Genomic DNA, 18,565 nt, shown 5'->3' with positions numbered 1-18,565 from the left:
CGGCCTACTCCGCAGCGACCAGGCTCTCATCCAAAATGCCATCCGGCCTCGGCCCGCCATAAGCCCAGTCGAGCAGTTTGATCGTGTGCACCACCGGCATGCTGGCGGCGGATGCGATCTGCGTGATGCAACCGATATTGCCGGTGGCGACGATCGAGGCGCCGGTCGCCTCGATGTTTTTCACCTTACGATCGCGCAGCCTGGCCGAAATCTCGGGCTGCAGGATATTGTAGGTGCCGGCCGAGCCGCAGCAGAGATGGCCCTCGCGCGGCTCGCGCACAATGAAACCGGCCTTGGCGAGCAGCTCCTTCGGCTGCCGGGTGATCTTCTGGCCGTGCTGCATCGAGCAGGCCGAGTGATACGCAACGACCGTGCCCGGCTTGCGCACCGGTTCAGGGAGCTCGAGACTTGCCAGATATTCGGTGATGTCCTTGGCCAGCGCCGACACGCGCGCGGCCCTGTCGGCATAGGCCGGATCGAGCCGCAGCATGAAACCGTAATCCTTGATCGTCGTGCCGCAACCCGATGCGGTGATGACAATGGCGTCGAGCCCGCCCTGCTCGATGGAGCGTGTCCAGGCATCGACATTTTGCCTGGCCGAGGCAAGGGCGGCTTCTTCCCGCCCCATGTGATGAACCAGGGCGCCGCAGCAGCCCTCGCCCGGTGGCACCACGACCTCGACACCGAGCCGCGTCAGCAGCGAGATGGTGGTGTCGTTGATGGCGGGGTCAAGCACCGATTGCGCGCAGCCGGTCAGGATGGCGACGCGGCCCTTTTTCGCCCCCTGCCCGGCATGGACACCCGGCAAAGCCATCGGCGAGGCCGCCGGGATCGATTCAGGCGCGAGCTTGAGCATCGCGGCGAGCGGCTTCAGTGCAGGAATCTTCTCGAACGGGCTGATGAAAGGCTTGCCCAGCCTCGCAAGCTTGAGCGCGGCGCGGAAGCGCTGGGGATAAGGCAGCACGAAAGCCAGCATAGCGCGAGTCAGTCGGTCGAGCAGCGGCCGCTTGTAGGTTTCCTCGATATGGGCACGAGCATGGTCGACCAGATGCATGTAATTGACGCCCGACGGACAGGTGGTCATGCAGGCCAGGCAGGACAGGCAGCGGTCGATATGAGTGACGATTTCCTTATCGGCGGGACGGCCGTTTTCCAGCATGTCCTTGATCAGGTAGATGCGCCCGCGCGGCGAATCGAGCTCGTTGCCAAGCGTCACATAGGTCGGGCAGGTGGCGGTGCAGAAACCGCAATGCACGCATTTGCGCAGGATCTTTTCGGACTCGGCGACATCAGGGTCGGCAAGCTGGGCGGGCGAAAAATTGGTCTGCATCTCTGATGTCCTAGGCCATGCGGCCGGGATTGAGGATGTTCTTCGGGTCGAATTCCTGTTTCAGGCGCTGGCTCAGCGCGGCAAGCGCCGGCGCCTGCGGCTCGAACACCGGTAGCGCGGCGCGATGGGCGGGGGCAGCGCGCACCAGCGTCGCGTGGCCGCCGCCATGTTTCCGCAACAGCCCACGAAGCAGGGTGGCTTCGGGATCGCCCTCCTCCATGCGCAGCCACACCAGCCCGCCCTGCCAGTCGTAGAAGGCACTGACGGCGGCCTGCATGCGTAGGGTCAGAACCATCTGGTGCCCCTGTGCGGGCGTCATCGAGACCCGCCAGACAGGCTTTTCGCTGCCGTCAACGAAGGGCCTGATATCGCGCACGTCGCGCCAGATTGCCTTGGAGGTCTCACCGGAAATCTCCTCCAGCGGCCCGGCCTTGCCGAGCAGGGTGTTCAGCGCGGTGATGCGATAGGCAACCGACGGGCCAAAGCCCTCGACGCGCAGCAGCGTGGCGGCTTCACTGCCGAGCGTCCCGCCGGCCACGCGGGCAGCGATGCGCTCCGGCAGATGGGCAGCGCTCGATACTTCCGCGCTGGAACCAAGGGCCAAGGCCATGGCGGCGCAGGCTGCATCATCGAGCAGGCCACGCACAGCGAGCGTGACTTCGGTCTCGGCCGCAGGCAGCACCTTGAAGGTGACGTCGGTAAAGACGGCCAGCGTGCCCCAGCTGTTGGCCATCAGCTTCGACATATCGTAGCCGGTGACGTTCTTGACCACGCGGCCGCCCGACTTGAAAGCTTCCCCCCGGCCGGAGACGACGTTGATGCCCAGGATATGATCGCGCGCGGCACCCGCCTTCAGCCGGCGCGGACCGGACAGGTTGGCGCCAAGCACGCCGCCGATGGTGCCTTTGCCCGGCTCGCCGCCGTGCAGCGGGCCGTAGTCCATCGGCTCGAAGGCGAGTTGCTGGCCGTTTTTAGCCAGCAGCCTGTCGATCTCGGCCAGCGGCGTGCCTGACTTGGCCGACAGCACCAGTTCTGCGGGTTCATAGAGGGTCACGCCTGAGAGTTTCGACAGGTCGAGCGTATGCTCGGTCTGCAACGGACGGCCGATGCCGCGCTTGGAGCCATGGCCGAGAATTTCGAGCGATGCTTCTTCTGCCGTCGCCCAGGCAACCGTGGAGAGGACTTCGGCTGAAGTGGTGGGGGTGAAGGCGGTCATGCACGCGTGCCCTTCCTCTGCCCCGCAAAGCGGGCGAGAAGTGATAGGTCGCGTTTCTTCACACCCCCCTCTGTCCTGCCGGACATCTCCCCCGCAAGGGGGGAGATCAGATGCCGCATCGGATTTCGCCAACATCCAATGTCTGTTGAACGGCGAGACGCCGGAACTGCTAATCTCCCCCCTTGCGGGGGAGATGTCCGGCAGGACAGAGGGGGGTGTTCAAGCGCCAACATGTCCCTCAAAACCTCGGAATATCGGGAAACGCCACCTGCCCGCGATGCACATGCATGCGCCCCAGTTCGGCGCAGCGGCGCAGTTGCGGGAACACCTTTCCGGGATTGAGCAGATGGTTGGGATCGAAGGCGCACTTGACGCGCATTTGCTGGTCGAGGTCGACCTGGTTGAACATCTCCGGCATCAGGTCGCGCTTCTCGACCCCGACGCCATGTTCGCCGGTGAGCACGCCACCGACCTTGACGCAAAGCCTCAGAATGTCAGCGCCAAAGCTTTCGGCCTTGTCGAGTTCACCAGGCACGTTGGCGTCATAAAGGATCAGGGGATGCAGATTGCCGTCGCCGGCGTGAAAGACATTGGCGACTCCGAGACCGTATTTTTGGGAGAGCTCGCGCATGCCGGCCAGCACGCCAGGCAGCTCCTTGCGTGGGATCGTGCCGTCCATGCAGTAGTAATCGGGCGAGATGCGGCCAACGGCGGGGAAGGCCGCCTTGCGGCCGGCCCAAAAACTCAGCCGCTCCTGCTCGGATTGCGAGATGCGGCAGGTGGTCGAGCCGTTGCGAATGGCGATCGCCTCGACCGCCGTAATGAGATGATCGACCTCGACGCCCGGCCCGTCGAGTTCGACGATCAGCAGCGCCTCGACGTCGAGGGGGTAACCGGCATGGACGAAATCTTCCGCCGCGTGGATCGCCGGACGGTCCATCATCTCCATGCCACCGGGAATGATGCCGGCGCCGATAATGTCGGCGACGCATTGGCCGCCCTGCTCGCTGGTCGGGAAGCCGATCAGCAGCGCCCGCGCCGTCTCCGGTTTCTTCAGGATGCGCACGGTGACCTCGGTGACGACGCCGAGCAGACCTTCCGAACCGGTCATGACGCCGAGCAGGTCATAGCCTTCCGCGTCGAGGTGGCCGCCGCCGAGCCGCACCACCTCGCCATTCATCAGCACCATCTCGATGCCAAGCACATTGTTGGCGGTGAGGCCATATTTCAGGCAGTGCACGCCGCCGGAATTCTCCGCCACGTTGCCGCCGATCGAGCAGGCGATCTGGGAGGATGGATCGGGGGCGTAGTAAAAGCCCTCCTGCTCGACGGCTGTCGTGATGCCGAGATTGGTGACGCCGGGCTGGGCGACGACGATGCGGTTGGGAAAATCGATCTCGAGTATCCGGTTGAACCGGCTCATGACCAGCAGCACCGCGTCTTCCAGCGGCAGCGCACCGCCCGACAGCGAGGTGCCGGATCCCCGCGGCACGACGCGAATGTTGCGGTCGTTGCAGTATTTCAGCAGACGGGAAACCTGCGCCACCGTCTCCGGCAGGACCACGACCAGCGGCACTTGCCGGTAGGCAGTCAGGCCATCACTCTCGAAGACCCGCATTTCATTGGCCGCGTCGACCACGCCCTCGCCCGGCACGATGATGCGCATGTCGGCGACGATTTCGCTGCGCCGGCGCAGCGTCTCGGCGTCTGGCTTGGGCATGGCAAGGCCAGACATCGGCGCTTCCTCCACTCAACTGGTAAAAATGATTTACCAGCTAGCGACATTTGTTGCAAATCTTGCTTTGATGGCATCCGGGGCGGATGCAGGCAAGGCTTCCGCAGCGGCAATCTGCCGCTGCACATCCATCGCGCTTCGAAGCTTGGCGCGGTCTATTCGGCCGGATGCTTCGCCGGCTCGGAATGCATCTGTCGCACCCTGCGCACGCCCCACCAGACCAGCAGGATGGCGATCGGCACCGATGCGGCGGTAACGACCTCCGGCGCGAAGGCGTGGCCAAAGACCGACGCGCCCTTGGCGACATAGCCTATGAGGCCCACCACATAGTAGGAGACGGCGGCGACCGAGAGCCCTTCGACGGTCTGCTGCAGGCGCAGTTGCAGCCGGGCGCGGTTGTTCATCGAGGCGAGCAGGTCGCGGTTCTGCTTCTCGACCTCGACATCGACCCAGGTGCGCAACAGCGTGGTGGCACGGGTCAGCTTTCGCGACAGGTTGGCCTGGCGCTCCTCGACCGAGCGGCAGGTGCGCATGGCTGGCGCCATGCGCCGCAGCAGAAAGCCCGACCAGGTGTCGTAGCCCAGCACTGGCTCCTCATCCAGTGCCTCGAGCCTTTCAGTGACGATGCCGTCATAAGCGCGACTGGCGCCGAAGCGGTAAAGGCTGGAAGCGGCATCAGCCTCCAGTTCGGCGGCAAGCTCCGTCAGGTCGGCGAGCAGCGTCTGGCTGTCGCGGGTCTCGGCAACTTTCATTTCCAGGGTCGTCTGTGCCAAGCGATCCTCGATGCGGCGGGCGCGGCTGGACAAGGTGAGCGCCAGCGGCAAGCCGAGCATGGCAAGCGTGCGGTAGGTCTCGATGTCGATCAGCCGCTGCGACAGCGCGCCGGTGCTGGCCGGGGTCAGACCACGATCAAGCACCAGCATGCGGGTCATGCCATCGCCATCCTGGCGGAAGTCGGTGACAATAGCCGCGCTGCCGCGCTCGACGAGCGAGTGACAGAGGCTGGTCGGGTCGAAGCCGGCGATCAGCCTCTCGTTCGCCTGCGTCCACTTGCGGATCTCGAGCCGGATGCCCGAGATGACGGTTCCCGGCGGCGAAAAGCCATTGCCGAACGGCGAATCCTCTTGCCCCCAGCCATTCTCCGCCAGCGGTCCTTCCCAGAGATAGGTCGAGAACTCCGTATGCCGCTCCCAGCGCAGCGTGCCCTTGCCCCATTTCATGGCGTGGTGGCGGGCATGACGCTCGGGGGCGGCGATGCCGAGGCGGCGCGACAGTTCCGAAAGCACGGCATGGTCGACCGCGGAGCCTCCTTCGGTCATGAAGGAGAGCTGGACGAGGACGCGCGGCTTCTCGACGAGCGGATGCGGACGGGCATGAACCTCGCCGAGCGCGCCGGGCCGGCCTTCATGCGCCGGAAAGCCCATGACGCTGCCTTGGCTGCGCGACTGGAATTCAAGATTGGACGTCTCGTCCGACACGTCTGGTCCCCCTGGTTTCGACCCTTCGTGCAATGGTGCCGTCTTGCGGCAATCGACAAGGGACGTAAACAGCAAAGTTTAGCGCGAGGCGACGTGCCGGCGCGATGCGAAAATCGACCGAACCAGGCGAATTGGATAAATAATTTGACCAGTTGGCGACAGACGCTTTAATCTGCGCGACATTCATTCCGTCCCCAGGCGCTTCCTTTGAGCGATATTTTCTCCAGGATCGAGCATTCGCGCACCGCCGACGAAGTCGTGCAGCAGATCGAAAGCCTCATCCTCGAAGGCGTCCTGCGCACCGGCGACCGGCTGCCCGGCGAGCGCGAACTGGCGCGCCAGTTCGATGTGTCGCGGCCCATCCTGCGCGATGCGCTGAAGGCGCTCGAAGGACGTGGGTTGCTGACGACCAAGGCCGGCGGCGGCACGCATGTCGCCGACATTATCGGCCAGTTGTTTACCAAGCCGGTGGCGGACCTGATCTCGACGCATCGCAAGGCGGTGACGGACTATCTGGAGTATCGCCGCGAGGTCGAGGGCATAGCCGCCGAATACGCGGCACGGCGTGCCACACCCGAAGACCTCGCCCTGCTCGACCGCATCATGGCGCGCATGGATGAGGCGCATCGCACCGGCGACTTCGACGACGAGGCGGAAATCGACGTTGAATTCCACCACGCGATCTGCGAATGCGCGCACAACATCCTGCTCTTGCACACGCTGCGCTCCTGCTACCGCCTCTTATCGGAAGGCGTGTTCCAGAACCGGCTGCTGGTGTTCACCGTGCCGGGCGCGCGAGAGGCGCTGCTGGCGCAGCACCGGGCGATCCACACCGCGGTCAGGGCTGGCGATCCGGCCGCCGCCCGCCAGGCGGCGATGGACCACATGACCTATGTCGAGCGCTCGATGGCGGAAGCCGAGCGCAGCGGCGACTGGCAACGCGTGTCGCGGCTGAGGCTAAGGCAGCGCTCGGAAACCGGCGGCAGCGAACCAGCGCGCAGCCGCTCCTAGTCAATTTGATCAAGCGGGGACCATCATGAGCGACATTCTCACCATCGCAGACCTCAAGGATCTCGCGCGCCGGCGCGTGCCCAAGATGTTCTTCGACTATGCCGACTCCGGCGCCTGGACCGAGAGCACCTACCGGGCAAACGAGGAAGACTTCCAGAAGATCAAGTTCCGCCAGCGCGTGCTGGTCGACATGAGCAACCGCTCGCTGGAATCGACCATGATCGGCCAGAAAGTGTCGATGCCGGTGGCGCTTGCGCCGACAGGCCTGACCGGCATGCAGCACGCCGACGGCGAGATGCTGGCAGCGCAGGCGGCTGAGGAATTCGGCGTGCCGTTCACGCTTTCGACGATGAGCATCTGCTCGATCGAGGATGTCGCGTCGGTGACGAAGAAACCGTTCTGGTTCCAGCTCTATGTGCTGCGCGACAAGGATTTCGTCCTCAACTTGATCGACCGGGCGAAGGCGGCGAAGTGCTCGGCGCTGGTGCTGACGCTCGACCTGCAGGTCCTCGGCCAGCGCCACAAGGACGTCCGCAATGGGCTTTCGGCGCCGCCCAAGATGACGCTCGCCAACATCGCCAACATCGCTGTGCGGCCTGGCTGGTGGATGGGCATGGCTGGCACGAAGCGCCGTACCTTCCGTAACATCGTCGGCCATGCCAAGGGCGTCGGCGATGTGGCTTCGTTGTCGTCATGGACGACCGAACAGTTCGATCCGCACCTGTCGTGGAAGGACGTCGCCTGGATCAAGGAGCGCTGGGGCGGCAAACTGATCCTCAAGGGCATCCTCGACAAGGAGGACGCGCTGATGGCAGCCAACACCGGCGCCGATGCCATCATCGTTTCCAATCATGGCGGCCGCCAACTCGACGGCGCATCGTCCTCCATCATGGCGCTGGAAGAGATCGCGGATGCGGTCGGCGACAGAATAGAAGTGCATATGGACGGCGGCATCCGCTCCGGCCAGGATGTGTTGAAAGCGCTCTGCCTGGGCGCCAAGGGCACCTATATCGGCCGGCCATTTCTTTACGGCCTGGGCGCGCTCGGCAAGGAAGGGGTTACCAAGGCATTGGAAATCATCCGCAAGGAGATGGACATCACGCTGGCGCTGTGCGGAAAACGTCTGGTCACCGACATGGGCAAGGACCAACTCCGGCGCTAAGGCCGTGACATCTGACCACGGAGATACCAGAACCTTGGTGGAACCCGGCATCCATTTCCTCGACGCACGCGGGCCGGACGGCGTGCGTCTCTACGCGATCGGCGACGTGCATGGCCGGCTCGACCTGCTGGCCGCCATGCACGGCCAGATCGAGGCCGAGATCGCCAGGGACCTGGTCGCGGACTGGCGCATCATCCATCTTGGCGACTATGTCGATCGAGGGCCCGACTCCAAGGGCGTCATCGACTTCCTGATCGAAGCGCGCGAACGCGATCAGCGAAACATGATGCTGGCCGGCAACCACGACCTCGGCTTTCTCGACTTTCTCGAGACACCCGACCCCGAAGGGCTCTTCATCCGTTTTGGCGGCATCCAGACCGCGCAATCCTATGGGGTGACGATCAACAACGGCAGCGGCATCTGGTTCGGCAAGGCCGAGTCAGCCATGCGCAAGGGCCACCAAGCCTTGCTCGCAGCCGTGCCGCAAAGCCATATCGACTTCCTGCGGTCGCTGCCGTTCTCGGTGACGTCAGGCGACTTCTTCTTCTGCCATGCCGGCATAAGGCCAGGCATTGCGCTGGAGAAACAGAATATCCAGGACCTGATCTGGATCCGTGACGTCTTCCACGATCACACCGGTCTCCTCCAGAAGATCGTGGTGCATGGCCACACGCCGGTCCCCGAGGCGGAAGTGATGGCCAACCGCGTCAATGTCGACACGCTTGCCTGGCAGTCAGGCAAGCTTACCGCGCTCGTCGTGGACGGCGCGGACAAACGCATCCTGGAAATGTCGATAAAGGAACCTTGAGGCCCCGGCGCCCAAGGGCGCGAGGATACTGGCGCGAGGGATACTCGCGCGAGCGATGCCTGGGCTTTAGCGCAGGGAGGCGGTAACGCCGTAGCCGTCGACCGCATTGTGGTTGTTGGCGGCATCGGCGGCATAGATGCCAAGGCCGCAAAGCACGATGGCGGACAGCATGGCAAAGGACAGAAGAGCTGCTTTCACGGAGGTCATCTCTTGTTGAGCTTTCTGCATCTGTGCACGAGGCGGTTACCAATGCGTTGAAACGGAAAAATCGCTTCAAAGTTTCGACGATTTCGCGCTTCTAGGCGTGTTCTGTATCGATGGTGTGTCGCACGGGTCACACAAAAGGTTCATCCCGGTTGCACAGCCGATATAGCGCGCGCCTTCTAGGATAGCGGGTGGACACAAGCCAAGGATGAAAGGGTTTTCCCCAGACGGATTCCGTCCCACGTGCCAATTATGTCACGCGGTAGGACGCGGAAGCGAATGCTCAGATCGTCGCCACCCAGGCACGGGCGATGGCGAGGCCGGCAGCATCGGCATCAGGGCCGTTGCGGGCCATTTCGTGCTCGAGCTCGCCGGCCCAGTCGGGATGGCGCCCGGCAATGGTCGGGGCGAAGGAGGAACTCCAGTCCTTCACCAGCGGCCGGTCGGCCTCGAAATGGAACTGGAAGCCGTAGACAGCGCGGCCGACGCGAAACGCCTGGTTTTCGGCGACATCGTTGCCGGCGAGCCGCACGGCGTCGTCCGGCAGCTCGAATGTATCGTCGTGCCACTGGAAGATCGGGAATGTTTCCGGCAGTGCAGACAGCACTGGGTCGGCCTTGGCATCCGGGGTCAACGACACGCCGCGCCAGCCGAATTCATTGGCGCCGCCAATGCGGTTTTCGCCGCCAAAGGCGCGGGCGACGAGTTGACCCCCGAGACAGATGCCGAGCACCGCGCGGTCCTTGCCGGCAAAATCGCGGGTCAGTTCCAGCAGCGCCGGGAAATAGGGATAGTCTTCGTCGTCCAGTGCATTCTGGCCACCGCCGAGCACCACCATGGCATCATGGCCGGTTGCGTCCCGTGGCAGCGCATCACCCTTGTAGGGAAGGCGCACATCGAGATCGGCACCCGCTTCCGCGAGCGCCGCGCCAACCTGGCCAAGGCCGGTATTGTCGAAGTTCTGGACCACCAGCACCCGCATGGCAAACCCTGCTGACATGAAAACGAGGAAACCAGCGATATCATGCCGCCAGTATCGCAGCCAAGATGCGTATCCCAGGAGAAAACCATGCCACTGCAGAACCGGGTCGATCCGTTCGGCGCCATTCATGCCGTGCCGGAGCGCGGCCTGTTCACCGGCAATCGCGGCATCATCCACGACCCCGCGACAAAGACGCTCCTGAAAAAGCGCTGGGCGCTTCAGGCCTGGATCATCTGCGTGTGCCAATTCCGCAATGTGCGGCGCGAGCCGATGGGCCGCAACCGGGCCGATGGCAAGGCCGGCTGGACCGAACTGTTCTTCCTCGACGAGGTGACGGCGCTCGCCGCCGGGCATCGTCCCTGCTTCTTTTGCCAGCGCGAACGAGCCAGGGATTTTGTCAGGCGCTTCGGCCAAGCCTTCGTCATTGCCGAGCCGCGCGCGCCGCAGGTGGACAAACGGCTGCACAAGGAGCGGTTGGCGTCGGGTGGCAAACGGCCTGCCGTCGCGATGGACGCGCTTGCCCGCCTGCCCGACGGCGCGATGATCGCAACCGGCGGCAGCACCTACGCCTTGTGCCACGGCAAGGCGTTGCCATGGTCTTTTGCCGGATACGGCCCGCCTACCAGCCTGGGTCGGTTCGAGGACGAGACGCTGGTGCTGCTGACCCCGGAAACGACGGTTGCCATCCTGCGTCACGGCTTTCAGCCTGTGTGGCATCCCTCCGCCAAGGCTTGACGCCGGCGGCCGCCTCGCCCATTCCTCGGCCATGCGCGCCAACTACAAGATGCAACGTCTGTTCGTGCCCGACGACCTCGGACTGGACATCGAGGTCGAACCCGGCCAGCAGCAGAGCCATTATCTCCTGCATGTGCTGCGGCTCGCCGAAGGCGCCGAGATCCTTGTCTTCAATGGCCGCGACGGCGAGTGGTCGGCCGCGATATCAGCGAAATCGAAGCGCTCGGTGCGGCTGAAAGTGCTGGCGCTGCAAAGGCCGCAGCCGCCTTTGCCTGACCTGGTCTATTGCTTCGCACCGCTGAAGCAGGGCCGGCTGGATTATCTCGTGCAGAAGGCGGTCGAGATGGGCGCCGGCGTCCTGCAGCCGGTCATCACCCAGCACACGCAGGTGGCCAAGCCGTCGCTCGATCGCCTGCGCGCCAATGTCGTCGAGGCTGCCGAACAATGCGGCATCCTGGCGGTGCCAGAAGTGCGCGACGCGGAAAAATTCGAGCGCCTGCTGACCGGCTGGGACAAGGAACGCCGGTTGATCTTCTGCGACGAGGACGCCTCGACCAACAACCCACTGCCAGCATTGCAGACGGTGAAGGAGAAGAAGCTCGCCCTGCTGGTCGGGCCCGAGGGCGGCTTTTCCGACGAGGAGCGCAAGATGCTGCGCGCGCTTCCCTTCGTGACCGCCATTCCGCTCGGGCCGCGTATCCTGCGTGCCGACACGGCGGCCGTGGCAGCGCTTGCGGTGATGCAGGCAACAATCGGCGACTGGTAGTGCTCTGTCTCTTGCAAGAGGTGTTTGCTGGGCGTGGCCTTCAATTCCTCTTGACCTGTGGCTCAGGATTTTTCGCTTGATCGGCTACTGACATTTCGTCCATTTAGCGCCGGCGGTGGTCCAACCGCCTTTGAGGGCTTGAGAATGGCGCGCGACACAACCGATTTCCGGCCCATCGAAGGCATAGACGAGCTTGTCGAGCACCTGGCCGAAGGCAACAAGCCGCGCGAAAAATGGCGCATCGGCACCGAGCACGAGAAATTCCCGTTCTATGTCGATGGCAACGCACCGGTGCCCTATGGTGGTGAACGCGGCATCCGCGCCATCCTTGAAGGCATGCAGAACAAGCTTGGCTGGGATCCGATCATGGATGACGGCCGCATCATCGGCTTGGTCGAACCGACGGGCCAGGGGGCAATTTCGCTCGAGCCCGGCGGCCAGTTCGAGCTTTCCGGCGCGCCGCTGGAGACGATCCACCAGACCTGCCGCGAGGGCAACGCCCATCTGGCGCAGGTGCGCGAGATCGCCGAGCCGATGGGCATCCGCTTCCTCGGCCTCGGCGGCAGCCCGAAATGGTCGTTGGCCGAGACACCGAAAATGCCGAAGTCGCGCTATGAGATCATGACGCGCTACATGCCCAAGGTCGGCACCAAGGGCCTCGACATGATGTACCGCACCTGCACGATCCAGGTGAACCTCGACTTCGAGAGCGAGGCCGACATGCGCCGCAAGATGCAGGTGTCGCTGAAGCTGCAGCCGCTGTCGACCGCACTGTTCGCCAACTCGCCCTTCACCGACAGCCGGCCGAACGGGCTGCAGAGCTGGCGCGGCGACATCTGGCGCGACACCGACAACCAGCGCTCGGGCCTGCTCGAATTCTGCTTCTCGCCCGATTTCGGTTTCGCCGACTATGTCGAATGGGCACTCGACGTGCCGATGTATTTCGTCATTCGCGATGGCCGTTATCACGACATGACGCATATCACCTTCCGCCAGTTCATGGCCGGGGCCGCGCGCAATGAAGTGCCGGACGGGCTGCCGACGATGGGCGACTGGGCGAACCATCTGTCGACGCTGTTCCCGGACGTGCGGCTCAAGCGTTTCCTTGAAATGCGCGGCGCCGATGGCGGTCCCTGGCGGCGCATCTGCGCGCTGCCGGCCTTCTGGGTCGGGCTGCTCTACGACGAGGTGGCACTCGACGCGGCCGAGGCGTTGACGTCGAGCTGGACCTACAAGGAAGTCCTGGCCATGCGCAACGCCGTGCCGGAGCTCGGCATTGCCGCGCCCTTCCGCAACACGACGTTGCGCGAGGTCGCCCGCGACGTCATGGCCATTTCGCGCACGGGGTTGAAGAACCGCGGCAAGAAGAACCGTGACGGCTACGACGAAACCTCGTTCCTCAACACGCTCGACGAGGTCGTGGCGCGCGGCACCACCACTGCGGAGGAGATGCTGTCGGCCTACCACACGCGCTGGGGCGGCTCGATCGAGCCGGTGTTCATGGAGTATGCCTATTAACCGCGAGCCATGGCGGGTGGCAAAAGTAACTTCAATCGGGCGCTGAAACGAATTAGGCTCTCTTTCGAGGATTTCCCGGAGGAGAAGCCGATGCCTACCTTGTTCGACATGCTGGCGCAGGCCCAGAACGGCAACGGCATGCAGGCGCTTGCCCAGCAATACGGGCTTTCGCTGCAACAGACGCAGGCGGCGGTCGCCGCACTGCTGCCAGCCTTTTCACAAGGGTTGCAACGCAACACCGCCGATCCCTATGGGCTCGGCGCCTTCATGACGGCGATGGCAAGCGGCCAGCACGCCAAGTATTTCGAGGACGCCACGCGCGCCTTCTCGCCGCAAGGCGTCGACGAGGGCAACGGCATTCTGGGACATCTGTTCGGTTCGAAAGACCTGTCGCGCGCCGTGGCCAGCCAGGCCGCGCAGGCGAGCGGCGTCAGCCAGCAGATCTTGCAGCAGATGCTGCCTGCTATCGCCTCGATGGTAATGGGCGGACTGTTCAAGCAGACGACAAACCAGATGCAGGCAGCGGCTGGTCTTGGCGGCGGCGGCAACAATCCACTGGGCGAGATCATCGAGCAGATGATGCGGCAAGGCGGCACGCCGGCGCCGCAACAGCGCCAGGCGCCACCGCCTCAGAACCCCATGGACAACCCGCTTGGCAAGGTCTTGCAGGACATGTTCGGTGGCGGCTCACCGCAGCCGCAAAGCCAGCCGCAGCCGGCGCCCAACCCCTATGGCGACAATCCGCTCGGCAAGGTGCTGCAGGACATGTTCGGTGGCGGCGCGCCGCAGCAACCACAAAGCCGGCCCCAGTCCCAGCAGACACAGAGCCCCTACGGCGACAACCCGCTGGGGAAAATCTTCGAGGAGATGCTGCGGCAAAGTGGAGGCGGCGGCCTCGGGATGCCCGGCGGGCAGCCGGCGCCGCAACCTGAAGCGCCGCAACCGCAGCGGCGCCAGGCACCACAGCCCCAAGCCAATCCGAGCGGACGGCCAAGGAACCCGTTCGACGACATTTTCGGCAAGATGTTCCAGACCGGCGCCCAGCAGCGCGACGAATACCAGAAGGGCGTGGAAACGATCTTCGACCAGTTCAAGCGGGACATGGACCGGCGGTAGCCGCCCGGCCTTCGGTAAACCTTAAAGAAAAGCCCGGTCCTTGGGAGGACCGGGCAGCGTGCAGGCAGGCCGGCGGGGAACCGGCAGGGAGTGGGGAGCCTGCAGAACCTTGGTCGCGCTGAACCGTGAAAGGGTTCAACGCAACCGAAGCTGAACCAATCAGGCCACCTTGCGGGCGATTTCCTCGATCGTTTCGACGCGATCGCTGGTAATTTCACGCAGGATTACCGTGGGATCGCGGCCAAACGGCACGTCGATGGCGACACAAAGGTCGGCGCGCGTGAGGCCGATATCGGCGAGTTCTGCGTCCGACATCTCGCCAAGGCGGTAGAAGGCCCGGCGGTTTTTCCAGGCGCGGTAGGCGTTGGAGACAATGTTGGCCACGCGCGTCGCAACGGCCGGACGCGAGGTGATGCGCGAGGTCTCGGTGGCGAAATCGATCGTGGTCATGTCGGTCTCCTTCAGACTCGAACGGACGAAACCCGACGATCGGCGCTGGCGACAGCGACCGTTCCGGTCTCAATACAATTCTAGAGATGCATGTCGTCGTCCCAAACCGGTGTCCACTTTTGGGCGACATGCATGGGCTTTCATTTGGACAATGCCAATTTGCCATCGACCAATTGATTAATCCAACGAATGTTTCTAATCTTTAATATCAACAGCAGTGATGGATTGGACCGATGAAAGCGCCGCTCGATCTCGATCAATTGCAGACCTTCATCTCGATTGCCGATACCGGCAGCTTCACCCGCGCTGCGGAAGAAGTGCACCGCACCCAGTCGGCGGTGTCGATGCAGATGCGGCGGCTGGAGGAGCGGATCGGCAAGCCGCTGTTCGAGAAGGAGGGGCGCTCGAACAGGCTGACGGAGGAAGGCGACAAACTGCTCTCCTACGCAAGGCGATTGCTCTATCTCAACCGCGAAACGCTCGCAGCCTTCGATGACCAGAGGCTCGAAGGCACGATCCGCATCGGCACGCCTGACGATTATGCGGACCGTTTCCTGCCCGAGATCATGGCACGGTTCACGCGCTCCAATCCGCGCGTCGAACTGACCGTCATCTGCGAACCGACGCCGGGGCTGGTCGAGCACATCAAGCGCGGCAATCTCGACCTAGCGCTGGTGACGCACAATGATGTGCGCGGCCAGTCGGAGGTGGTGCGGCGTGAACCGCTGCTCTGGGTCTCCTCGGCCAACCATGCGACACATGAACAGGAGACGCTGCCGATGGCCTTCGGCCGGCCGAACTGCATCTGGAGGCGCGCCGCGGTCGACGTGTTGGACCAGCAGAACCGCGACTACCGCATCCTGTTCACCAGTTTCTCAGCGACCGTGATCACCGCCGCCGTGCTGTCGGGGCTGGCGATCTCGGTGCTGCCGGAATGCGCGCTCAGGCCCGGCATGCGGGTGCTGGGCGAGGCGGACGGCTTCGGCGCCCTGCCCGACTGCCGCATCGGCATCATGCGCGGCCAGACCTCGCGGCCGGAGATCGTCGATGCGCTTGCCCGCCACATCTCGGAAAGCCTGGACAACATCTCGGTGCCGCTCGGCGAGGAGACGGGAACGTTCGATTTCGCGGCCCTCGCCTTCGCCAAGATGAAGCGAAGCAAGCCGAGCCAGATCCTGCCGGGCTGGTAAAAAACCGGGTCATGACTATCGGGCCTGACACGGCCGCCTTGACGGCGGCGTCCAACCGGCCCCCAATCGACCGATGAGCGAAGCAGCATCCGAATCACGCACCAACGCCACCGAATACACGGTGAGCGAAATATCAGGCGCGCTGAAGCGCACGGTCGAGGACGTCTTCGGCAATGTGCGGGTGCGCGGCGAAATCTCAGGTTATCGTGGGCCGCATTCCTCCGGCCATGCTTATTTCGCGCTCAAGGACGACCGTGCGCGGCTCGACGCCGTGGTCTGGAAAGGCACGATGAGCCGGCTGAAATTCCGTCCCGAGGAAGGGATGGAGGTGATCGCCACCGGCAAGCTCACCACCTATCCCGGCAAGTCCAACTACCAGATCGTCATCGACAATCTCGAGCCGGCCGGCGCCGGGGCGCTGATGGCGCTGCTGGAGGAGCGCAAACGCCGGCTGCAGGCGGAGGGGCTTTTCGATGCGGTGCGCAAACGCCGGCTGCCGTTCATGCCACGCGTCATCGGCGTGGTCACCTCGCCGACCGGCTCGGTCATCCGCGACATCATCCATCGCATCAAGGACCGCTTTCCACTGCATGTGCTGGTCTGGCCCGTGCGGGTTCAAGGCGACACGGCGAGTGCGGAAGTGACCAGTGCCGTCACCGGTTTCAACGCGCTGGCATGGGACAGCCCCATTCAGCGCCCCGATCTGCTGATCGTGGCGCGCGGCGGCGGCAGCCTGGAAGATCTGTGGGGCTTCAACGACGAGGCACTCGCCCGCGCCGTCGCCGCCTCGGGCATTCCGGTGATTTCGGCTGTCGGCCACGAAACCGACTGGACGCTGATCGACCTTGTCGCGGATGTGCGGGCGCCGACACCGACGGGCGCGGCCGAAATCGCCGTGCCGGTGAAGGCTGACCTCGAAGCGACGCTGGCCAGCCTCGGCGCGCGGCTCAAGGCCGCCGTCTTGCGCAATTTCGAACGCAAGCGGCAGGCAGCCCGTGCGGCGGCGCGTGCGCTGCCCTCGCCCGATCAATTGCTGGCGCTGCCGCGCCGGCGCCTGGACGAGGCGACATCGAGGCTCGGTCGTGGCCTGATGGTTTCCACCGAGCGCAAGCGGGCGCGATTCTTCGCTGTAAAATTGACGCCGGCAATGCTGTCGCAGCGGATTGCCGAAGCGCGGCGCACCAACGACCGTAGCCTTTTGCGGGCGCAAGGGGCGCTGCGCACTCTGGCCAGAAGCCGGCGCGCGGAGCTCAATCGTGCCGCGGATCAGTTGCCAAAATGCGCCAAGGCATCGCTGCAGCGGCACAGGCAGCAATTGGCTTTGCTGCAGGGCCGCATCACGATCGAGCCGACAGCCCGGCGCCAACGTGTGCAGAGGGATCTTCTGACGGCTTTGACGAGACGCGGCGGCCAGGCGATGCTGCTCAGGCTGGAGCGGTTGCGCGGCCGCATCGTCCAGGCCGACCGGCTGATGGCGACGCTTTCGCACAAGGCCGTCCTGGCGCGCGGCTTCGCGCTGGTGAAGGATGCCGACGGCGCGGTCATCAAGCAGGCCGCCGACGTGGTGTCGGGGATGGCGCTGTCGCTGGAGTTCGCCGATGGCACGGCGGATGCGGTGGCAACCAGTGGCGCGGCGCGGCCAAAGCCCGTGGCCAGACCGGCGGCAAAGGCAAAGGAACCCGGCAATCAGGGATCCTTGTTCTAAGAGCATGATCGACAATCCGCACCATCTGGCAACGCCGTCCGGCAAGCCGCGTGCGCGAAGCTTCACCATCGGCTTCGACGGAACGCCCGGGCCGTTCAACGCGATCACCGACGTGCCCGGCGTCGCTGTAGGCTATGCGACGCTGATATCGGGCGATGGTCCGCTTATCGTCGGCAAGGGGCCGGTGCGCACCGGCGTGACCGCAATCCTGCCGAGGCCGCGCGCCGAATTGGCCACCCCGGTCTTCGCCGGCATTTTCAGCCAGAACGGCAATGGCGAGATGACCGGCTCGCACATCATCGAGGAAACCGGCGCCTTCAACTTCCCGGTCACCATCACCAACACGCATTCCTGCGGTGTTTCGCGTGACGGCACGCTGCGCTGGATGAACCGGGTGCTGCCTGCCGCGATCGACAGCGCCTGGGGGCTGCCGGTGGCGGCGGAGACTTATGACGGATTTCTCAACGACATCAACGGCCACCATCTAACGTCGGAGCACGTCGCCGAAGCCCTTGACGGCGCCGCCGGCGGACCGGTCGAGGAAGGCAGCGTCGGCGGCGGCACCGGCATGATCACCTTCGGCTTCAAGGCAGGGTCCGGCACGGCCTCGCGCATCGTCGCATGGCAGGGGCGCACCTACACGGTCGGCGCCTTCGTGCAGTCGAATTTCGGCAAGCGGCATAATTTCACCATTCGCGGCCTGCGCGCCGAGCCCGAACTCACCGAACCGGCGATCCGCGAAGCCACGTCGCGCGCGGAAAAGGGCTCAATCATCGCCGTCATCGCGACCGACGCGCCTTTCCTGCCGCATCAGATGAAGCGATTGGCGCGCCGTGTGCCGCTCGGCGTCGCCTTGACGGGCGGCTTCGGCTATCACAGTTCGGGCGATATCTTCCTCGCCTTCTCGACGGCCAATCCCGCCGCGGCGCTGGGGCTGTCCGGCCGCATCGCCAGCGCCGATTTCATCCCCGATACAGACATCGACCCGTTCTTCGATGCGGTGATTCAGACGGTGGAGGAATCCATCCTCAACGCTCTTATCGCCAATGACGACATGACCGGGCGCGACGGCAATTTCGTGCCGGCGCTGCCAAAGGCCTGGCTGGAAGAAAAGTTTGGCTGAGAGGAATGGCTGAGACGAAAACGCGGGCCGAAGCCC

The 18,565-nt window shown here is 64.3% G+C and carries 17 protein-coding genes; 10 read left to right on the top strand and 7 right to left on the bottom strand.

The genetic code is table 11. The annotated features are described in order from the left end of the window. Positions 1 to 4 precede the first annotated feature (4 nt). The 4 genes from glcF to MESAU_RS12980 form a co-directional block, all read right to left on the bottom strand. Complete coding sequence (gene glcF / locus MESAU_RS12995; RefSeq protein WP_015316503.1) at positions 5 to 1,330, bottom strand: glycolate oxidase subunit GlcF; 1,326 nt, start codon at positions 1,328 to 1,330, stop codon at positions 5 to 7. 10 nt (positions 1,331 to 1,340) lie between these two features. Continuing rightward, positions 1,341 to 2,546 (bottom strand): FAD-binding protein, encoded by a 1,206-nt coding sequence (locus MESAU_RS12990; protein WP_015316502.1) that lies wholly within the window; start codon positions 2,544 to 2,546, stop codon positions 1,341 to 1,343. Between the two features lie 238 nt (positions 2,547 to 2,784). Then, positions 2,785 to 4,281, bottom strand: coding sequence for an FAD-linked oxidase C-terminal domain-containing protein (locus MESAU_RS12985; RefSeq protein WP_015316501.1), 1,497 nt, complete (start codon positions 4,279 to 4,281; stop codon positions 2,785 to 2,787). A 155-nt stretch (positions 4,282 to 4,436) separates the two neighbouring features. After that, positions 4,437 to 5,759, bottom strand: coding sequence for a DUF3422 family protein (locus MESAU_RS12980; RefSeq protein ID WP_015316500.1), 1,323 nt, complete (start codon positions 5,757 to 5,759; stop codon positions 4,437 to 4,439). A 207-nt stretch (positions 5,760 to 5,966) separates the two neighbouring features. Between MESAU_RS12980 and MESAU_RS12975 the strand changes: the two genes are divergently transcribed. From MESAU_RS12975 to MESAU_RS12965, 3 genes are read left to right on the top strand one after another with little or no spacing between them, the layout of a single operon-like run. Continuing rightward, positions 5,967 to 6,770: an FCD domain-containing protein gene (locus MESAU_RS12975; protein ID WP_015316499.1), complete on the top strand. Its 804-nt coding sequence runs from the start codon at positions 5,967 to 5,969 to the stop codon at positions 6,768 to 6,770. A 25-nt stretch (positions 6,771 to 6,795) separates the two neighbouring features. After that, positions 6,796 to 7,932 (top strand): alpha-hydroxy acid oxidase, encoded by a 1,137-nt coding sequence (locus MESAU_RS12970; RefSeq protein WP_015316498.1) that lies wholly within the window; start codon positions 6,796 to 6,798, stop codon positions 7,930 to 7,932. A 34-nt stretch (positions 7,933 to 7,966) separates the two neighbouring features. Beyond that, the gene (locus MESAU_RS12965; RefSeq protein ID WP_015316497.1) at positions 7,967 to 8,740 is read left to right on the top strand and encodes a metallophosphoesterase; all 774 of its coding nucleotides are present in this window, start codon (positions 7,967 to 7,969) and stop codon (positions 8,738 to 8,740) included. 66 nt (positions 8,741 to 8,806) lie between these two features. Here MESAU_RS12965 and MESAU_RS32215 read toward each other — a convergent pair whose 3' ends face one another. Together MESAU_RS32215 and MESAU_RS12960 are read right to left on the bottom strand one after the other, a co-directional pair. Further along, positions 8,807 to 8,938, bottom strand: a complete 132-nt coding sequence (locus MESAU_RS32215) for a hypothetical protein (RefSeq protein WP_013893872.1) — start codon at positions 8,936 to 8,938, stop codon at positions 8,807 to 8,809. 289 nt (positions 8,939 to 9,227) lie between these two features. Continuing rightward, the gene (locus MESAU_RS12960) at positions 9,228 to 9,926 is read right to left on the bottom strand and encodes a type 1 glutamine amidotransferase (protein WP_015316496.1); all 699 of its coding nucleotides are present in this window, start codon (positions 9,924 to 9,926) and stop codon (positions 9,228 to 9,230) included. A gap of 87 nt (positions 9,927 to 10,013) precedes the next feature. Here MESAU_RS12960 and MESAU_RS12955 point away from each other — a divergent pair, with 87 nt between their 5' ends. The 4 genes from MESAU_RS12955 (at position 10,014) to MESAU_RS12940 (ending at position 14,061) form a co-directional block, all read left to right on the top strand. Next, positions 10,014 to 10,661: a hypothetical protein gene (locus tag MESAU_RS12955; RefSeq protein WP_015316495.1), complete on the top strand. Its 648-nt coding sequence runs from the start codon at positions 10,014 to 10,016 to the stop codon at positions 10,659 to 10,661. Positions 10,662 to 10,692: 31 nt separating this feature from the next. Further along, on the top strand, positions 10,693 to 11,427 hold the full coding sequence (locus MESAU_RS12950; protein WP_015316494.1) for a 16S rRNA (uracil(1498)-N(3))-methyltransferase: 735 nt from the start codon (positions 10,693 to 10,695) through the stop codon (positions 11,425 to 11,427). Positions 11,428 to 11,571: 144 nt separating this feature from the next. Beyond that, positions 11,572 to 12,945, top strand: a complete 1,374-nt coding sequence (locus MESAU_RS12945) for a glutamate--cysteine ligase (RefSeq protein ID WP_015316493.1) — start codon at positions 11,572 to 11,574, stop codon at positions 12,943 to 12,945. A gap of 90 nt (positions 12,946 to 13,035) precedes the next feature. Next, positions 13,036 to 14,061: a DUF937 domain-containing protein gene (locus tag MESAU_RS12940; RefSeq protein ID WP_015316492.1), complete on the top strand. Its 1,026-nt coding sequence runs from the start codon at positions 13,036 to 13,038 to the stop codon at positions 14,059 to 14,061. A gap of 159 nt (positions 14,062 to 14,220) precedes the next feature. Here the strand turns inward: MESAU_RS12940 and MESAU_RS12935 are convergent, their stop codons facing one another. After that, entirely contained in the window at positions 14,221 to 14,511 is a 291-nt protein-coding gene (locus tag MESAU_RS12935; protein ID WP_015316491.1) for a DUF1127 domain-containing protein, read from the bottom strand. Positions 14,512 to 14,744: 233 nt separating this feature from the next. Here MESAU_RS12935 and MESAU_RS12930 point away from each other — a divergent pair, with 233 nt between their 5' ends. From MESAU_RS12930 to MESAU_RS12920, 3 genes are all read left to right on the top strand, one after another. After that, positions 14,745 to 15,701 (top strand): LysR substrate-binding domain-containing protein, encoded by a 957-nt coding sequence (locus tag MESAU_RS12930; RefSeq protein ID WP_015316490.1) that lies wholly within the window; start codon positions 14,745 to 14,747, stop codon positions 15,699 to 15,701. A 73-nt stretch (positions 15,702 to 15,774) separates the two neighbouring features. After that, positions 15,775 to 17,406, top strand: coding sequence for an exodeoxyribonuclease VII large subunit (gene xseA / locus MESAU_RS12925; protein WP_015316489.1), 1,632 nt, complete (start codon positions 15,775 to 15,777; stop codon positions 17,404 to 17,406). Between the two features lie 4 nt (positions 17,407 to 17,410). Further along, the gene (locus tag MESAU_RS12920; RefSeq protein WP_015316488.1) at positions 17,411 to 18,529 is read left to right on the top strand and encodes a DmpA family aminopeptidase; all 1,119 of its coding nucleotides are present in this window, start codon (positions 17,411 to 17,413) and stop codon (positions 18,527 to 18,529) included. Positions 18,530 to 18,565: the final 36 nt, after the last annotated feature.

Origin of the sequence: Mesorhizobium australicum WSM2073 (assembly GCF_000230995.2) — a bacterium.
GTDB classification, from domain to species: domain Bacteria; phylum Pseudomonadota; class Alphaproteobacteria; order Rhizobiales; family Rhizobiaceae; genus Mesorhizobium; species Mesorhizobium australicum.
This window is presented reverse-complemented; position numbering and strand designations above follow the sequence as displayed.

Bases quoted from the DNA above. Each gene is read 5' to 3' on its own strand.
- glcF (WP_015316503.1), bottom strand. From the start codon at position 1,330: ATGCAGACCAATTTTTCGCCCGCCCAGCTTGCCGACCCTGATGTCGCC.
- MESAU_RS12990 (WP_015316502.1), bottom strand. From the start codon at position 2,546: ATGACCGCCTTCACCCCCACCACTTCAGCCGAAGTCCTCTCCACGGTT.
- MESAU_RS12985 (WP_015316501.1), bottom strand. From the start codon at position 4,281: ATGTCTGGCCTTGCCATGCCCAAGCCAGACGCCGAGACGCTGCGCCGG.
- MESAU_RS12970 (WP_015316498.1), top strand. From the start codon at position 6,796: ATGAGCGACATTCTCACCATCGCAGACCTCAAGGATCTCGCGCGCCGG.
- MESAU_RS12960 (WP_015316496.1), bottom strand. From the start codon at position 9,926: ATGCGGGTGCTGGTGGTCCAGAACTTCGACAATACCGGCCTTGGCCAG.
- MESAU_RS12955 (WP_015316495.1), top strand. From the start codon at position 10,014: ATGCCACTGCAGAACCGGGTCGATCCGTTCGGCGCCATTCATGCCGTG.
- MESAU_RS12950 (WP_015316494.1), top strand. From the start codon at position 10,693: ATGCGCGCCAACTACAAGATGCAACGTCTGTTCGTGCCCGACGACCTC.
- MESAU_RS12945 (WP_015316493.1), top strand. From the start codon at position 11,572: ATGGCGCGCGACACAACCGATTTCCGGCCCATCGAAGGCATAGACGAG.
- MESAU_RS12940 (WP_015316492.1), top strand. From the start codon at position 13,036: ATGCCTACCTTGTTCGACATGCTGGCGCAGGCCCAGAACGGCAACGGC.
- MESAU_RS12935 (WP_015316491.1), bottom strand. From the start codon at position 14,511: ATGACCACGATCGATTTCGCCACCGAGACCTCGCGCATCACCTCGCGT.
- MESAU_RS12930 (WP_015316490.1), top strand. From the start codon at position 14,745: ATGAAAGCGCCGCTCGATCTCGATCAATTGCAGACCTTCATCTCGATT.
- xseA (WP_015316489.1), top strand. From the start codon at position 15,775: ATGAGCGAAGCAGCATCCGAATCACGCACCAACGCCACCGAATACACG.
- MESAU_RS12920 (WP_015316488.1), top strand. From the start codon at position 17,411: ATGATCGACAATCCGCACCATCTGGCAACGCCGTCCGGCAAGCCGCGT.